This is a genomic window from Cognatilysobacter segetis (assembly GCF_004359965.1).
Lineage (GTDB): Bacteria > Pseudomonadota > Gammaproteobacteria > Xanthomonadales > Xanthomonadaceae > Cognatilysobacter > Cognatilysobacter segetis.
Map to the genome: position 1 here is coordinate 1 of NZ_SMRQ01000044.1, position 15,450 is coordinate 15,450.

At 71.1% G+C, this 15,450-nt stretch carries 13 protein-coding genes; 8 read left to right on the forward strand and 5 right to left on the reverse strand.

Translation table 11 applies throughout. From position 1 onward, the window contains the following. Nucleotides 1-959, forward strand: a 959-nt coding sequence (locus tag E4F61_RS10470) for a GAF domain-containing protein (protein ID WP_133479609.1), incomplete at its 5' end; no start/stop codon positions are given. 36 nt (nucleotides 960-995) lie between these two features. Beyond that, the gene (gene uvrD, locus E4F61_RS10475; protein ID WP_133479610.1) at nucleotides 996-3,173 is read left to right on the forward strand and encodes a DNA helicase II; all 2,178 of its coding nucleotides are present in this window, start codon (nucleotides 996-998) and stop codon (nucleotides 3,171-3,173) included. A gap of 39 nt (nucleotides 3,174-3,212) precedes the next feature. Here the strand turns inward: uvrD and E4F61_RS10480 are convergent, their stop codons facing one another. After that, the gene (locus E4F61_RS10480) at nucleotides 3,213-3,902 is read right to left on the reverse strand and encodes a hypothetical protein (RefSeq protein WP_133479611.1); all 690 of its coding nucleotides are present in this window, start codon (nucleotides 3,900-3,902) and stop codon (nucleotides 3,213-3,215) included. A gap of 52 nt (nucleotides 3,903-3,954) precedes the next feature. Then, nucleotides 3,955-4,245 (reverse strand): DUF2782 domain-containing protein, encoded by a 291-nt coding sequence (locus tag E4F61_RS10485; protein WP_133479612.1) that lies wholly within the window; start codon nucleotides 4,243-4,245, stop codon nucleotides 3,955-3,957. Between the two features lie 90 nt (nucleotides 4,246-4,335). Here E4F61_RS10485 and polA point away from each other — a divergent pair, with 90 nt between their 5' ends. Continuing rightward, entirely contained in the window at nucleotides 4,336-7,092 is a 2,757-nt protein-coding gene (gene polA, locus E4F61_RS10490; protein ID WP_133479613.1) for a DNA polymerase I, read from the forward strand. A 352-nt stretch (nucleotides 7,093-7,444) separates the two neighbouring features. Here the strand turns inward: polA and hemF are convergent, their stop codons facing one another. Further along, on the reverse strand, nucleotides 7,445-8,386 hold the full coding sequence (gene hemF, locus E4F61_RS10495; protein WP_425480149.1) for an oxygen-dependent coproporphyrinogen oxidase: 942 nt from the start codon (nucleotides 8,384-8,386) through the stop codon (nucleotides 7,445-7,447). A 62-nt stretch (nucleotides 8,387-8,448) separates the two neighbouring features. On the opposite strand from hemF, the gene E4F61_RS10500 reads away from it, so the two are divergent. From E4F61_RS10500 to E4F61_RS10510, 3 genes are read left to right on the forward strand one after another with little or no spacing between them, the layout of a single operon-like run. Continuing rightward, on the forward strand, nucleotides 8,449-9,153 hold the full coding sequence (locus E4F61_RS10500; protein WP_133479614.1) for a pseudouridine synthase: 705 nt from the start codon (nucleotides 8,449-8,451) through the stop codon (nucleotides 9,151-9,153). Nucleotides 9,154-9,199: 46 nt separating this feature from the next. After that, on the forward strand, nucleotides 9,200-9,616 hold the full coding sequence (arfB, locus tag E4F61_RS10505; RefSeq protein ID WP_133479615.1) for an alternative ribosome rescue aminoacyl-tRNA hydrolase ArfB: 417 nt from the start codon (nucleotides 9,200-9,202) through the stop codon (nucleotides 9,614-9,616). 2 nt (nucleotides 9,617-9,618) lie between these two features. Next, a complete protein-coding gene (locus E4F61_RS10510; protein ID WP_133479616.1) occupies nucleotides 9,619-10,245 on the forward strand; it encodes a 1-acyl-sn-glycerol-3-phosphate acyltransferase in 627 nt (208 codons plus the stop codon). Between the two features lie 6 nt (nucleotides 10,246-10,251). Here the strand turns inward: E4F61_RS10510 and E4F61_RS10515 are convergent, their stop codons facing one another. After that, complete coding sequence (locus E4F61_RS10515) at nucleotides 10,252-11,175, reverse strand: LysR family transcriptional regulator (protein WP_133479617.1); 924 nt, start codon at nucleotides 11,173-11,175, stop codon at nucleotides 10,252-10,254. Between the two features lie 112 nt (nucleotides 11,176-11,287). Here E4F61_RS10515 and aceB point away from each other — a divergent pair, with 112 nt between their 5' ends. Then, the gene (aceB, locus tag E4F61_RS10520; RefSeq protein WP_133479618.1) at nucleotides 11,288-12,892 is read left to right on the forward strand and encodes a malate synthase A; all 1,605 of its coding nucleotides are present in this window, start codon (nucleotides 11,288-11,290) and stop codon (nucleotides 12,890-12,892) included. A 95-nt stretch (nucleotides 12,893-12,987) separates the two neighbouring features. Beyond that, on the forward strand, nucleotides 12,988-14,301 hold the full coding sequence (gene aceA / locus E4F61_RS10525; protein WP_133479619.1) for an isocitrate lyase: 1,314 nt from the start codon (nucleotides 12,988-12,990) through the stop codon (nucleotides 14,299-14,301). Between the two features lie 152 nt (nucleotides 14,302-14,453). On the opposite strand, the gene E4F61_RS10530 is transcribed toward aceA, so the two are convergent. Then, nucleotides 14,454-15,450, reverse strand: a 997-nt coding sequence (locus E4F61_RS10530) for a YifB family Mg chelatase-like AAA ATPase (protein WP_133479620.1), incomplete at its 5' end; no start/stop codon positions are given.

Genomic DNA, 15,450 nt, shown 5'->3' on the forward strand with positions numbered 1-15,450 from the left:
ACCTGCGCAACATGGGCGTGGGTGCCTCGATGTCGATCTCGATCATCGCCGGCGGCCGCCTCTGGGGCCTGATCGCCTGCCACCACCGCGCGCCGCGCCTGGTGCCGCCGGTCATCCGGGCCGCGGCGGACCTGTTCGGCCTGTTCGTGTCGATGCGCGTGGCCGCACTGGAGCAGCAGCGCACGGTCGCGCACTTCGAGCATGCGCAGCAGGTGCGCGACGCGCTGGCGCAGCGGCTCGTAGGCGCACGCGACTTCGACGCGGCGCTCGCCGACGAGCTGCCGCTGCTGCGCGACAGCCTCGGCGCGGATGGCGTCGCGGTGTGGGCGCAGTCGCGCTGGCAGGCGGCGGGCGACGTGCCCGATCCGCGCCGCGCGGTGCAGCTGATCGACTGGCTGCAGGCGCAGGGCGCGGTCTCGCTGACCGCCAGCGATGCGATGGCCGAATGGGCGCCGCCGGTCGAGGGCGACCCGGTGGCCGGCGTGCTGGCGCTGCGGCTCGGTGCCGACGACTGGCTGCTGCTGTTCCGCAACGAGCAGGTGGAAACCGTGCGCTGGGCCGGCGAGCCCGCGAAGGCGCTGGTGCCCACCGACGACGGCCTGCGCATCGCGCCGCGCCGCAGCTTCTCCGTCTGGCGGGAAAGCGTGCGCGGCCACAGCGTGCCGTGGAGCGATGCCGACCGCCGCGGCGCGGCGCGGCTGCACCAGTTGCTGGCCGAGCAGCGCCGCCGCATCCAGACCCGCACCGACATGCCGGCGATGGAGCTGCAGCACCGCCAGGTCGCGATGGCCGACCGCCGCCAGCGGCTCGACCAGGCGTCGCAGATGCTCGAGGGGCTCGCGCACCTCGAGCCGGGCGCGAGCGAGCGCCTGGACGCGCGCATCGCCGAACTCGAAGCCGAGCTGCAGCGCCTGGCCGAAGCCGTCCCGCAGACCGAACCGGCGCGCCACGCGCACTGAGACCGGGCTGCGACGGCGCGCCCGTACACTGTCGACATGGATGTCTCCCACCTGATCGATGCGCTGAATCCCGCGCAGCGCGAGGCCGTCTGCGCACCGCCCGGCCACTACCTCGTCCTCGCCGGCGCCGGCTCCGGCAAGACGCGCGTGCTCACCCACCGCATCGCCTGGCTCAACGAGGTCGAGCGCGTGCCGGTGCACGGCATCCTCGCGGTCACGTTCACCAACAAGGCCGCGGCGGAGATGCGCCATCGCGTCGACATGCAGCTCTCGGGCGGCGTGCGCGGCATGTGGCTCGGTACCTTCCACGGCCTCGCGCACCGGCTGCTGCGGCTGCACTTCCAGCAGGCGAACCTGCCCGAGAGCTTCCAGGTGCTCGATTCGGACGACCAGCTGCGCCTGATCAAGCGCGTGCTGCAGGGGCTGGAGCTCGACGAGACGCGCTACCCGCCGCGCCAGGCCGCGTGGTGGATCAACGCGCGCAAGGACGAGGGCCGTCGCCCGCAGAACATCCAGGGCGGCGAGGACGAGTGGACCGACACCATGCGCCGCATCTACGCGGCCTACCAGGAGCGCTGCGACCGCGCGGGCCTGGTCGACTTCGCCGAGCTGCTGCTGCGCGCGCACGAGCTGCTGCGCGACCAGACGCAGCTGCTCTCGCACTACCGCAACCGCTTCAAGCAGATCCTCGTCGACGAGTTCCAGGACACCAACGACATCCAGTACGCCTTCATCCGCGTGCTCGCCGGCGACACCGGGCAGGTGTTCGTGGTCGGCGACGACGACCAGGCGATCTACGGCTGGCGCGGCGCGAAGGTCGAGAACGTGCAGAAGTTCCTGCGCGACTTCCCCGAGGCGAAGACGATCCGCCTCGAGCAGAACTACCGCTCCACCTCCAATATCCTCGACGCCGCGAACGCGGTGATCGCGCACAACCCCGGCCGGCTGGGCAAGAAGCTCTGGACCGAGGTCGCCGGCGGCGAGCCGCTGGACCTCTACGCCGCGTACAACGAGATCGACGAGGCGCGTTTCGTCGTCGAACGCATCAAGCAGTGGGTGCAGGCGGGCGGCAGCTATCGCGACACCGCGATCCTCTATCGCAGCAACGCGCAGTCGCGCGCCTTCGAAGAAGTGCTGATCGGCGAGCAGCTGCCGTACCGCGTCTACGGCGGCCTGCGCTTCTTCGAGCGCGCCGAGATCAAGGACGCGCTGGCCTACCTGCGCCTGATCGCCAATCGCAGCGACGACGCCGCGTTCGAGCGCGCGGTCAACACGCCGGCGCGCGGCATCGGCGAGCGCACGCTGGACGAGGTGCGCCGGCTCGCGCGCGCCGAAGGTTTCCCGCTGTCGGTCGCGGCGCTCAAGCTCGCCAGCGGCAACGTGCTCGCAGCGCGGGCGCGCACCGCGCTCGCCGGCTTCCTCAAGCTGATCGACGACCTGCAGGTCGAGTGCATGGAGCGCACGCTGCCGGAGAAGATCGACCATGTGCTGCTGCGCTCGGGCCTGCGCGAGTTCTACGCACGCGAGCAGAAGGGCCAGCTCGACTCGCGCATCGAGAACCTCGACGAACTGGTGTCGGTCGCCTCGCGCTTCAATTACCGCGAGGAGGACGACGAGGAGCCCGAGCTGCCGGAGCTGGTCGCCTTCCTGTCCTACGCGTCGCTCGAAGCGGGCGAAGGCCAGGCGCGTGCCAACGAGGATGGCGTGCAGCTGATGACGCTGCACAGCGCGAAAGGCCTGGAATTCCCGCTGGTGTTCCTGGTCGGCCTGGAAGAAGGGCTGTTCCCGAACAGCAAATCGGCCGAGGAAGCCGGGCGCATGGAGGAGGAGCGCCGGCTGGCGTACGTGGGCATCACCCGCGCGCGCGAGAAGCTGGTGCTGAGCTACGCCGAGGCGCGCCGCATCCACGGCATGGACATGTACGGCATGCCCTCGCGCTTCCTGCGCGAGATCCCCTCGGCGCTGGTGCACGAGGTGCGGCCGAAGGTGCAGGTGTCGCGGCCGGCCTACGGCGGCGGCGGGCGGCGTCTCGACAACGGGCTTACCGAGGCGCCGGCGATGCCGCTCGGCGCGGCGGTGCGCCATCCGACGTTCGGCACGGGCACCGTGATCGACGTCGAGGGCAGCGGCGCGCATGCGCGCGTGCAGGTGAATTTCGACGACGTTGGCGCGAAGTGGCTGGTCGCCGCGTTCGCGAATTTGCAGCGGATCTGACGACGGGCCACCGCGCGGCGCGCGGCGGCCCCGCCGCCTTTACTGCGCGAGCTTGCAGTGCTCGACGGTCGGCTTGCCGCCGACCGCGGCCGCACCGTCGCAGGCGAGGATCACCTGCTGGCCGACGCGCAGCGACGCCGCGGTGTCGCGCGCTAGTCCGAGCGCCTGCACCGGCGCGAGCTCGCCGGCGTTGAACGTCACCACGGGGCCACCCGCGGCGTCGGGATCGAGGCGGTCGACCATGCCGGCCAGCAGCAGGCGCTGGCCCTTGAACTGCTTGTCGCCCGCCGCGGCGCCGTCGACGTAGGCACCGGAGAACTCCACGGCGGTGACGGTGGTGCGCATCGCGATGTCGGGTCGCGGCGCGGGCGGCGCGGTCACCACCGGCGCCGGGCGCGCGGTGGCCGGCCCCGTCATCGACGGCGATGTGCCGAGCGCGCGGGTCGACGCGTCGCCGGCACCCTCGACGGGGCCGCCGCGCCACATGCCGGCACCGAAGTACACCAGCGGCGAGACGAGCAGCGCGGCGAGCAGCGGCGCGAGGCCCGCCCGCATGCCCCCGCGCACGATCGCCATGAGCGCCAGCACGATCGCGACCGCCACGAGCACCAGCCCGATCGTCCGCGCCAGCGGCATGCCCGGCACCAGCAGGCAGATCCAGCCCGCGACCAGCGCGAGCCACGCAGCGGGAACCCAGCGCGCACGGGGCGCGGCGGCGACAGCATTCATGCAGACCTCCTGGTCATCGAAGAAATCGGGAAGCGGGCGGCCGCGGGAGCGCTCACCAGCTGAAGATGCGGTACTGCACCGGCGTCACCGGCCCGTCGCCGCGGCGGCGGTCGAGCCGGCCGTCGTTGTCGTCGTCGGTCAGGTAGTAGGTGAGGCCCGCCTTGGGCACGATCTTCACCACCCGCAGCAGGCCGGCGACGCGGTACTCCGACACCACGTCGCCGTTGTCCATCGTGCGGGTCACGACGTCGGCGTCCCGCAGCGCGAGCGTGGGATCGTCCGGCGGCAGGCTGGCGCAACCGGCGAGCAGGAGCAGGACGAGCAGCGGGACGAGGCGGGGCATGGCGGACTCCGGTCGGGCCGCCAGCATACGGCCGCCCCGCCGTGAACGCGCGGCGCAGGGTGCGCGACGGCCGCGGCCTACAATCGCCGCATGAAGAAGCTCGTGCTGATCGACGGTTCCAGTTACCTCTATCGCGCCTTCCATGCGCTGCCGCCGCTCACCAACGAGCACGGCGAACCCACCGGCGCCCTGTTCGGCGTGGTCAACATGCTGAAGTCGGTGCTGGCCGAAAAGCCGGACTTCGTCGCCTACGTGGTCGACGATTCGGGCCCGACGTTCCGCGAAGCGCTGGACCCGCAGTACAAGGCGCATCGCCCGCCGATGCCGGACGACCTGCGCGCGCAGGTGCAGCCGGTCTGCGACATCGTGCATGCGCTCGGCATCACCATCGTGCGCGAGCCGGGCGTGGAGGCCGACGACGTGATCGGCACGCTCGCCGTGCGCGGCTTCGACGAAGGCCTCGACGTCACCGTCTCGACGTCCGACAAGGATTTCGCGCAGCTGGTGCGCGAGCCGGTGGACGGCCGCGGCATCGCGCTGGTCAACACCATGAGCGGCAGCCGCATGGACTCGGTGCAGCGCGTGGTCGAGAAGTTCGGCGTGCGGCCCGACCAGATCATCGACTACCTCGCGCTGGTGGGCGACAGCGTCGACAACATCCCCGGCGTGGAGAAGTGCGGCCCGAAGACCGCGGCGAAGTGGCTCGCCGAATACGGCACGCTCGACGGCGTGATGGCGAACGCGGGCGCCATCAAGGGCAAGATCGGCGAGAACCTCGCGCGCGTGCTCGACCGCCTGCCGCTCAACCGCACGCTCACCACGATCAAGCTCGACTGCGCGCTGGCGTTCGGTCCGCAGGACCTCGCATTGCGCGAGCGCGACCACGAGGCGCTGCGCGTGCTGTTCGAGCGCTACGGCATGCGGCAGGCGTTGCGCGAGCTCGAAGGCGGCGCGGCGGCGTCACCCGGCGCGTCCGGCAGCCGCGGCGTCGCGGCGCAGGTGGCCGCCCCGGTCGCGCTCGACCCGGCACTGTCGGCGCCCGGCGAATACGAGACCGTGCTGACGCGGGCGCAACTCGACGCCTGGGTGGAAACGCTGCGCGCCGCCGACGAATTCGCCTTCGACACCGAGACCGATTCGCTCGACGCGCTGTGCGCGAACCTGGTCGGCCTGAGCTTTTCCGTCGAACCGGGCCGCGCCTGCTACATCCCAGTGGCGCACGACTATCCCGGCGCGCCCGCGCAGCTCGACAAGGCCGAGGTGCTGCGCGCGCTCGCACCGCTGCTCGAGGATCCGTCGAAGCGGAAGCTCGGCCAGCACGGCAAGTACGACATCCACGTGCTGCGCTGCCATGGCGTCGACGTGCGCGGCTATGCCGACGACACGATGCTCGAGAGCTTCGTGCTCAACGCCACCGCCACGCGCCACGACATGGATTCGCTGGCGAAGAAGTACCTCGGCTACGACACGGTCAAGTACGCCGACGTCGCCGGCAAGGGCGCCAAGCAGATCCCGTTCTCGCAGGTCGCGCTCGACGACGCCACGCGCTACGCGGCGGAGGATGCCGACGTCACCCTGCGCCTGCACCGCGTGCTGGGCCCGAAGCTGCGCGAGGTGCCGGCGCTGGAGCGCGTGTACCGCGAGATCGAGATCCCTTTGATCCCGGTGCTCGAACGCATCGAGGCCAATGGCGTGATGATCGACGCCGACGAGCTGCGTCGGCAGTCGGCGGACATGGCGCGCCGGATGCTGGAGATCCAGCAGCGCGCGACGGAAGTCGCCGGGCGCAGCTTCAACATGGACTCGCCCAAGCAGATCGGCGCGCTGCTGTTCGACGAGCTGGGGCTGCCGGCGACCGAGCGCACGCCCACCGGCGCGCCGTCGGTCAACGAGGCCGCGCTCGAGGCGATCGCCGACCAGCACGAGCTGCCGCGTCTGATCCTCGACTACCGCAGCCTCGCGAAGCTGCGCGGGACGTATACCGACAAATTGCCGGAGATGCTCAACCCGCGCACGCACCGGCTGCACACGAGCTTCCACCAGGCGGGTGCCGCGACGGGGCGGCTCGCATCGAGCGATCCCAACCTGCAGAACATCCCGATCCGCACCGAGGACGGCCGGCGCATCCGCACCGCGTTCGTCGCGCCGGAAGGCCGCCGCATCGTCGCCTGCGACTACTCACAGATCGAGTTGCGCATCATGGCGCACCTGTCGGAGGACCCGGCGCTGCTGCGCGCGTTCACCTCCGGCGTGGACGTGCATACCGCGACCGCGGCGGAAGTGTTCGGCAAGCCGGTCGATGCCGTGGAGCCCGGCGAGCGTCGCGCGGCGAAGGCGATCAACTTCGGCCTGATGTACGGCATGAGCGCCTTCGGGCTCGCGACGCGGCTGGGCATCTCGCGCGGCGAGGCGCAGGACTACATCGCGCTGTACTTCGCCCGCTATCCCGGCGTGCGCGACTACATGGACCGCACGCGCCAGCAGGCGCGCGACCAGGGCTACGTGGAGACCGTCTTCGGCCGCCGGCTGTACCTGGAGAACATCAACGCGCGGAACCAGGGGCTGCGCTCGGGTGCCGAGCGCGCCGCCATCAACGCGCCGATGCAGGGCACGGCCGCCGACATCATCAAGCGGGCGATGATCGACATCCACGGCTGGCTGCAGCCGCATGCCGAGCGCGCGCTGATGGTGCTGCAGGTGCACGACGAACTGGTGTTCGAGGTGGACGAGGCCTTCGTGCCCGAGCTCATCGACGAGGTGAAGCGGCGAATGGCCGCGGCAGCCGAACTCAAGGTGCCGCTCGAGGTGGACGCGGGCGTCGGCCGCAACTGGGACGAGGCGCATTGAGGCCGGTTCTGCACCACCGTGGGGCGCGAGCGGCAACGCCAAAGCGGCGGCGCAGCGGACAACTGCGGTGGCCGTCGTTGCGGATCTACGCCGAGCATCACGGTTCGCCGACGAACGGCGCCGATTTCGTGAATCGCCCCTGAATTTTCCGGGAAGCAGGCCCGGGGTCTTCACTTGGCGTGCATGTTCAGGGTGGTCTTATGCACCTGCGCCGGATGCAACGTCCGACGCTGATCCTCCCCTCCCCTGGAGCGATCCCGGAACGTAAGGTCCCTCCCCAGACCCCGTTCCCCAGCCCCGCCGGCCCCCCCTGCCTGCGGGGCTTTTTATTGCCCGCGATCCGGGCCGGCGCTCAGCCCAGCTCGGCCAGCCAGTCGCGCGGGCGCAGGTAGTCCGCGAGCCGGGCCTCCGCCGTGCCCGCCTCCGGCGCGTAGCCGTATTCCCAGCGCACCAGCGGCGGCAGCGACATCAGGATCGACTCGGTGCGGCCGCCGGACTGCAGGCCGAAGTGGGTGCCGCGATCGAAGACCAGGTTGAACTCGACGTAGCGGCCGCGCCGGTACAGCTGGAACGCGCGCTCGCGCTCCCCGTACGGCATGTCGCGGCGGCGCTCCACGATCGGCAGGTAGGCATCGAGGAAGCCGTCGCCGACCGCGCGCAGATAGGCGAATTCGGTGTCGAAGTCGCCGTGCAGATCGTCGAAGAACAGGCCGCCCACGCCGCGCGTCTCGTCCCGGTGCTTCAGGAAGAAATACTCGTCGCACCAGCGCTTGTGCGCGGCGTAGCGCGCCTCCCCGCCGAACGGCTCGCAGAGCGCGCGCGCGACGCGGTGCCAGTGCAGCACGTCCTCGTCGATCGGATAGAACGGGGTCAGGTCGAAGCCCCCGCCGAACCACCAGGCGACGGTCTCGCCGTCGCGCGTCGCACGGAAGTGGCGCACGTTCGCGTGCGTGGTCGGCACGTACGGATTGCGCGGATGGAAGACGAGCGATACGCCCACCGCCTGCCAGGACGCGCCGGCCAGCTCGGGGCGGTTCGCCGTCGCCGACGGCGGCAGCGTGCTGCCCGACACGTCGGAGAAACCGATGCCCGCCTGCTCGAACACCGCGCCGTCGCGCAGGATCCGCGTGCGGCCGCCGCCGCGGATCGGCGACGTCGACGCCGGGTCCTTGGTCCATGCGTCCTCGACGAAGCGTGCGCGGCCGTCCGCGCCCTCGATCGCCGCGCAGATGCGGTCCTGCAGGCCGGCGAGGTAGTCGCGGACGGAATCGAGCGGAGGCAGGGGCGTGGTCATCGCACGATTCTAGCGAGCGCGCCGACGCGGCCTGCGACAATGCCCGCCCCTCCGGAGCCGCCATGACCGACCTCGCCCTGCCCGTGCTCCATCGCGACGACCAGCTCGCCGTGGTGAACAAGCCCGCGGGGCTGATGGTCCACGACAGCGCGCTGGCGCGCGGCGAAACCGACTTCGCCGCCGACCGCCTGCGCGAGCAGTTCGGCCGGCCGGTGTTCCTCGCGCACCGCCTCGACCGCGCGACCTCGGGCTGCCTGCTGCTCGCCTTCGATCGCGACACGGCCGGCGCGCTCGGGCGCACGCTCATGTCGCACGAATTCGAGAAGACCTACTGGGCGATCTGCCGCGGCTGGCCCGACGACGCCTTCGAGGTCGACTACGCGCTCGACGGCGGGCCGGGCAAGCCGCTGAAGAAGCCGGCGGTCACGCGTTTCCGCCGACTCGCCACCGCCGAGATCGACGTCCCGTCCGCGGGCTTTCCGACCTCCCGCTACGCCTGGCTCGAGGCGCAGCCGCTGACCGGGCGCTTCCGGCAGATCCGCCGGCACCTCAAGCACGTGTCGCATCACCTGATCGGCGACACCAGCCACGGCGACGGCCGCCACAACCGGGCGTTCCGGATGATGGGCATCCACCGCATGCTGCTGCATGCGCGCGCACTGGCGTTCGCGCATCCGGCCACGGGCGTAGCGATGCGCGTGGAGGCGCCGGTCGACGCGGAGTTCGCGAAGGCGCTGGCGCTGTTCGGAGCCGACGCGGCCGCGTGACCGCCGCCTCAAGGGCGCCGAGCCAGCGGCCGTTACGATAGGCCGCATGACGTCGCCCGTTTCCATCGCGATTCCCGAGGCCGAACTGGTCGAGCGCTTCGTGCGCTCGGCCGGGCCGGGCGGTCAGAACGTCAACAAGGTCGCGACCGCGGTCGAGCTGCGCTTCGACATCGCGAACTCGCCCTCGCTGCCCGACGACGTGCGCGAGCGCCTGCTCGCGCGCCGCGACCGCCGCGTCACCGGCGAGGGCGTGCTGGTGATCAGCGCGCAGCGCTTCCGCACCCAGGAGCGCAACCGCGAGGACGCGCGCGAGCGCCTGCAGGCCTTCGTCGACGCCGGGCTGCACGTGCCGAAGAAGCGCGTGGCGACGAAGCCGACGCGGGCGTCGAAGGAGCGCCGGCTCGGCGCCAAGCGCGAGCGCGGCACGATCAAGAAGGCGCGCACCGTGCGCGACTGGGACTGAGCATGGCCGACGGGTATCCGCGACACGAGGGCGCGGCCGGGCGCATCCCGACGATCCCGCCGCGCGTGCCGCAGGTGCCGCCCAATCGCTTCACCCGGGCCTTCGGCCGCTGGGTGCTGAAACTCGGCGGTTGGCGGATGGTCGGCGAGCTGCCGGATGCCGCGAAGGTCGTGCTGATCGGCGCGCCGCACTCGTCGAACTGGGACGGCATCTGGGGCTTCGCCGCCAAGCTCGCCCTAGGGCTGGACATCCGCATCCTCGGCAAGGACACGCTGTTCAAGGTGCCGGGCGTGGGCGCGCTGCTGCGCCGGCTGGGCGTGATCCCGGTCGATCGCAGCAACCCCAAGGGCGTCGTCGAGCAGGCCGCCGCGATGCTGCGCGCGGCCGACGCGCTGTGGTTCGGGCTGGCGCCGGAAGGCACCCGCAAGCGCGTGGAAAAGTGGAAGACCGGCTTCTGGAAGATCGCGCGCGCGGCCGACGTGCCGGTGCTGCCGGTGTACTTCCACTATCCCGACCGCGTGATCGGCATCGGCCCGCTGTGGCCGCTGACCGACGACCCCGAGGCCGACATGGCGCGCATCCGCGCCTGGTACGCGCCGTGGCAGGGCAAGAACCGCGGCACGGTCTGAGCGCCGTCAGCCGGCCTGCTTCACCAGTTCGATGAAGGCCCGGGCCTGCGCGCTCAGGGCGCGGCCGCGCCGCGTCACCACGCCGTAGCTGCGCGAGGGGAAGAACGCGGACAGCGAACGCGATGCCAGCCGCGCGTTGTCGGCGTCGGTCAGGCAGATCGCGGTGACGATGCTGATGCCCAGCCCCATCGCCACGTACTGCTTGATCACCTCCCAGCCGCCGACCTCCAGCGCCACCGTGTACGGCACGTGCGCGCGCTGGAAGACCATGTCGACCATGCGGTAGGTCGTCTGCCGTTGCGGCGGCAGGATCAGCCCGTAGGGCGAGAGGTCGGCGAGGGCGATCTCGGGCTTCGCCGCGAGCGGATGGTCCCGCGGCGTGATCAGCATCGGGTCGTAGGCGACCACCGGCTGCCAGGCGAGATCGCCCGGCACGTCGAGCATCGAGCCCACCGCCAGGTCCGCGCCGTCGTCGCGCAGCAGGTTGAGCCCGCGCGCGCCGGTGACGTTGTGCAGGATCAGGCGGATGTCCGGGTACTGTGCGCGGAACGCTTCGACGATGCGCGGCAGCAGGTAGACGATGGTCGAGCTGCCCGCGGCGACGTGCAGCTCGCCGGCATCGAGGCCGCGGATGCGGTCGCGGAAGGCGGCGTCGAGGCCGTCCAGGCCCTCCACCAGCGGCCGCGCCAGGTCGTAGAGCGCCTCGCCCTCGCGGGTCAGCGTGAGCCGGCGGCCGTTGCGCTCGAGCAGCGTGACCCCGAGGTCGCGCTCCAGCGCCTGCAGCTGCAGCGTCACCGCAGGCTGGCTGAGGAACATGGCCTCGGCCGCCCGCGACACCGACCCGAGCCGGGCGGTCTGGCAGAAGGCGCGCAGCGGCTTCAGGCGGTCGGCCTTGTAGGCGAAGCGGGGAGTCGCCGGTTTCCGGGGCATGACGGCCACGTGTATTCGATTTCCAAATACATCGCATTGCCAAAACTTGTTTGTCAAATACCAGACGCCGGCGCATGGTCGATTTCCCCATGGAACTCGACGAGGTAACGCGATGTCGGCAGTGCTGATGGCGTCGGACGACGGAACGCGCGGGATCGAGGTCCTGCGCCAGGCCGAGGGACAGGACCGTCTGCTGACACCGGCCGCACTGACCTTCCTTGCCGGCCTGCATCGCCACTTCGAGCCCGAACGCCAGCGCCGCCTGGCCGCCCGCCGCGTTCGCCAGGCCGCCTTCGACGCCGGCGCGCTGCCCGACTTCCGCCCCGACACCGCCGCGATCCGCGCCGCCGACTGGCGGGTCGCCCCGCTGCCGAACGCGCTGCAGGACCGCCGCGTCGAGATCACCGGGCCGGTCGATCCGAAGATGGTGATCAACGCGCTGAACTCCGGCGCCAAGGTCTACATGGCCGACTTCGAGGATTCGACGTCGCCGACCTGGGCCAACCTGATCGCCGGCCAGCAGGCGCTGCGCGCCGCGGTCGCTGGCACCCTCGAGTTCACCGCGCCCAACGGCAAGCACTACGCGCTGCGCCCGTTCGCCGAGCAGGCGGTGCTGATGGTCCGGCCGCGCGGGTGGCACCTCGACGAGAAGCACGTGGCCGTCGACGGCGTGCCGATGTCCGGCAGCCTGTTCGACGCCGGCCTGTTCGCCTTCCACAACGCCCATGCCTTGGCTGCGAAGGACCGCGGCCCCTTCTTCTACCTGCCCAAGCTGCAGTCCATGGAGGAAGCGCAGCTCTGGGCCGACGTGTTCGCCCACGTCGAGCGCGAGCTCAAGCTGCCGGCCGGCCAGATCAAGGTGACGGTGCTGATCGAAACGCTGCCCGCCGCGTTCGAGATGGACGAGATCCTCTACGCGCTGCGCGATCGCATCGCCGGCCTCAACTGCGGCCGCTGGGACTACGTCTTCTCCTGGATCAAGACGTTCCGCCGGCATCGCGACAAGGTGCTGCCCGAGCGCGGCCAGGTGACGATGACGCAGCCGTTCCTGCGTGCGTATTCGGAGCTGCTGATCCAGACCTGCCATCGCCGCGGCGCGCACGCGATGGGCGGAATGGCCGCGCAGATCCCGATTTCGAACGACGCCGCCGCCAACGACGCGGCCCTCGCCAAGGTGCGCGCGGACAAGCTGCGCGAGGTCACCGCCGGTCACGACGGCACGTGGGTCGCGCATCCCGCGCTGATCCCGCTGGCGCAGGCGGTGTTCGACGAGCGCATGCCCGGCGCGCACCAGAAACACCTGCTGCGCGAGGACGTGCTGGTCACGCGCGACGACCTCGTCACCCCGCCGATCGGCTCGATCACGCGTGCCGGCTTCGAGAACAACGTCGAAGTCTGCGTGCGTTACCTCGCCGCCTGGCTCGACGGCAACGGCTGCGTGCCGATCCACGGGATGATGGAAGACGCCGCCACCGCCGAGATCGCACGCGCGCAGCTGTGGCAGTGGCTGCACGCCGGCGACCTGCATCTCGACGACGGCACCCCCGTCGACGACACCCTGTTCGAGCGCGCGCTGATGACGCTGCCGCGCCTGGCCGCCACCGACATTCCCGGCGCCAGCCGCATCAACGAGGCGATCGGCCTGCTCGATCGACTCACGCACAGCGATGAACTCGAGGACTTCCTGACGCTGCCCGCGTACCGGCGCCTCGACTGAGTTTCCCGACAACCCGCGTTGACCCCGCCCGTTCGCGATCCGACCGGAACGGCCCTGCTTTGCCCACGACACGACACGAAGACAGGAGATCCGCCATGACCACGACGCTTCCGACCGCCGACCAGCTCCGCCAGCAATGGGCCACCGATCCGCGCTGGGCCGGCATCACCCGTCCGTATTCCGCCGAGGACGTCGTGCGCCTGCGCGGTCGCATTCCGGTCGAGCATTCCATCGCCAAGCTCGGCGCGGAGAAGCTGTGGAACTCGCTGCTCACGTCCGACTTCGTCAACGCGCTCGGCGCGATGACCGGCAACCAGGCGATGCAGCAGGTCAAGGCGGGTCTGAAGGCGATCTATCTGTCCGGTTGGCAGGTCGCGGCCGACGCGAACATCGCGGGCGAGATGTATCCGGACCAGTCGCTGTATCCGGCGAACTCCGTTCCGCAGGTCGTCAAGCGCATCAACAACACGCTGCTGCGCGCCGACCAGATCCAGTGCGCGGAAGGCGCGGGCGACATCGACTTCCTGCAGCCGATCGTGGCGGACGCGGAGGCCGGCTTCGGCGGCGTGCTCAACGCGTTCGAACTCATGAAGGCGATGATCGAGGCCGGCGCCGCCGGCGTGCACTTCGAGGACCAGCTCGCGTCGGTGAAGAAGTGCGGCCACATGGGCGGCAAGGTGCTGGTGCCGACGCGCGAAGCGGTCGAGAAGCTCGTCGCGGCGCGCCTCGCCGCCGACGTCATGGGCGTGCCGACGCTGATCGTTGCGCGCACCGATGCCGAAGCTGCCGACCTCATCACCAGCGATGTCGACGACAACGACAAGCCGTTCTGCACCGGCGAGCGCACCGTCGAAGGCTTCTACAAGACGAACAAGGGCCTGGACCAGGCGATCAGCCGTGGCCTCGCGTACGCGCCGTACGCGGATCTTGTCTGGTGCGAAACCGGTAGACCTGATCTCGAGTTCGCCCGCAGGTTCGCCGAAGCGATCCACGCGAAGTACCCGGGCAAGATGCTCGCCTACAACTGCTCGCCGAGCTTCAACTGGAAAAAGAACCTCGACGACGCCACCATCGCGAAGTTCCAGAAGGAAATCGCGTCGTACGGCTACAAGTTCCAGTTCATCACGCTCGCCGGCTTCCACGCGCTGAACTACTCGATGTTCAACCTCGCCTACGGCTACGCGCGCCACCCGATGAGCGCGTTCGTCGAGCTGCAGGAAGCCGAGTTCGCCGCCGCCGACCGCGGCTTCACCGCGGTTAAACACCAGCGCGAGGTCGGCACCGGCTACTTCGACGCGGTCACGCAGACCATCCAGGGCGCGCAGTCGTCGACCGTCGCGCTCAAGGGATCGACGGAGGAGGAGCAGTTCCACGGCGACGTGCCGGCACCGGTGCGCGTCGCCGCGTGAACGATCCCATCGATTGGGGCCGCGTCACGCTCACGATCGGACGCGCTGGGTCCACGCCAGCTGCGGTACGGCACCAGCGCCGGTCATCAGTGTTCCGGCGCGGAGGACCGACCGCCGCCGTATGTTCGGCGTCGGTCGCGTGTTTCACTTGATCACGCGGCCGACGCGCGAGCGGGCGCCGCCTCGACGCCCCGGTAGGCCAGCGCCTCGGCCAGGTGCGGGGTCTGGATGCGCTCCGCACCGGCGAGGTCCGCGATCGTGCGCGCGACCCGCAGGATTCGCACCGCCGAGCGTGCCGACAGCTGCAGGCGCTCCATCGCCTGCTCGAGCAGCGACTGGTCGCGCTCCTCCAGCCGGCAGGTGGCGAACGTCTCCGCCTGCGTCATGCGGCCGTTCGGCGTGCCGCCGCGCGCGAGCTGGCGCTGGCGTGCCGCGACGACCCGCCCGCGCACGTCGGCCGTGCATTCGCCGCCGGGCCGGTCGGTGCGCAGTTCGGCCGGCGGCAGGCGCGCCAGCGCGACGTGCAGGTCGATGCGGTCGAGCAGCGGCCCCGAAATACGGCCGCGGTAGCGCGCGATCGCGTCGCTGTTGCAGCGGCAGCGGCCGCTCGGGTCGCCGGCCCAGCCGCAGGGGCAGGGGTTCATCGCCGCCACGAGCTGGAAGCGCGCCGGGAACTCCGCGCTGCGCGCCGCGCGCGACACGGTGACCACGCCCGACTCCAGCGGCTCGCGCAGCACCTCCAGCACGTGGCGCTGCCATTCGGGCAATTCGTCGAGGAACAGCACGCCGTTGTGCGCCAGCGAGACCTCGCCGGGTCGCGGCTGTCCGCCGCCGCCGATCAGCGCGACCGCGCTGGCCGTGTGATGCGGCGTCCGGAACGGTCGCTCGCGCCAGCGCGCCGGGTCGAGCCCGCGCCCGCTGATCGACATCACCGCCGCCGCCTCCAGCGCCTCCGCCTCGCTCGCTTCGGGCAGCAGGCCGGGCAGCCGCGAGGCCAGCAGCGTCTTGCCGCAGCCCGGCGGCCCGATCAGCAGCAGATGGTGGGCGCCCGCGGCGGCGATCTCGAGCGCGCGCCGCGCCTGCGCCTGGCCGCGCACGTCGGCGAGGTCGGGCCCGGAGGCGGGCAGGGCCGCGACCGCCGCGGCCTCC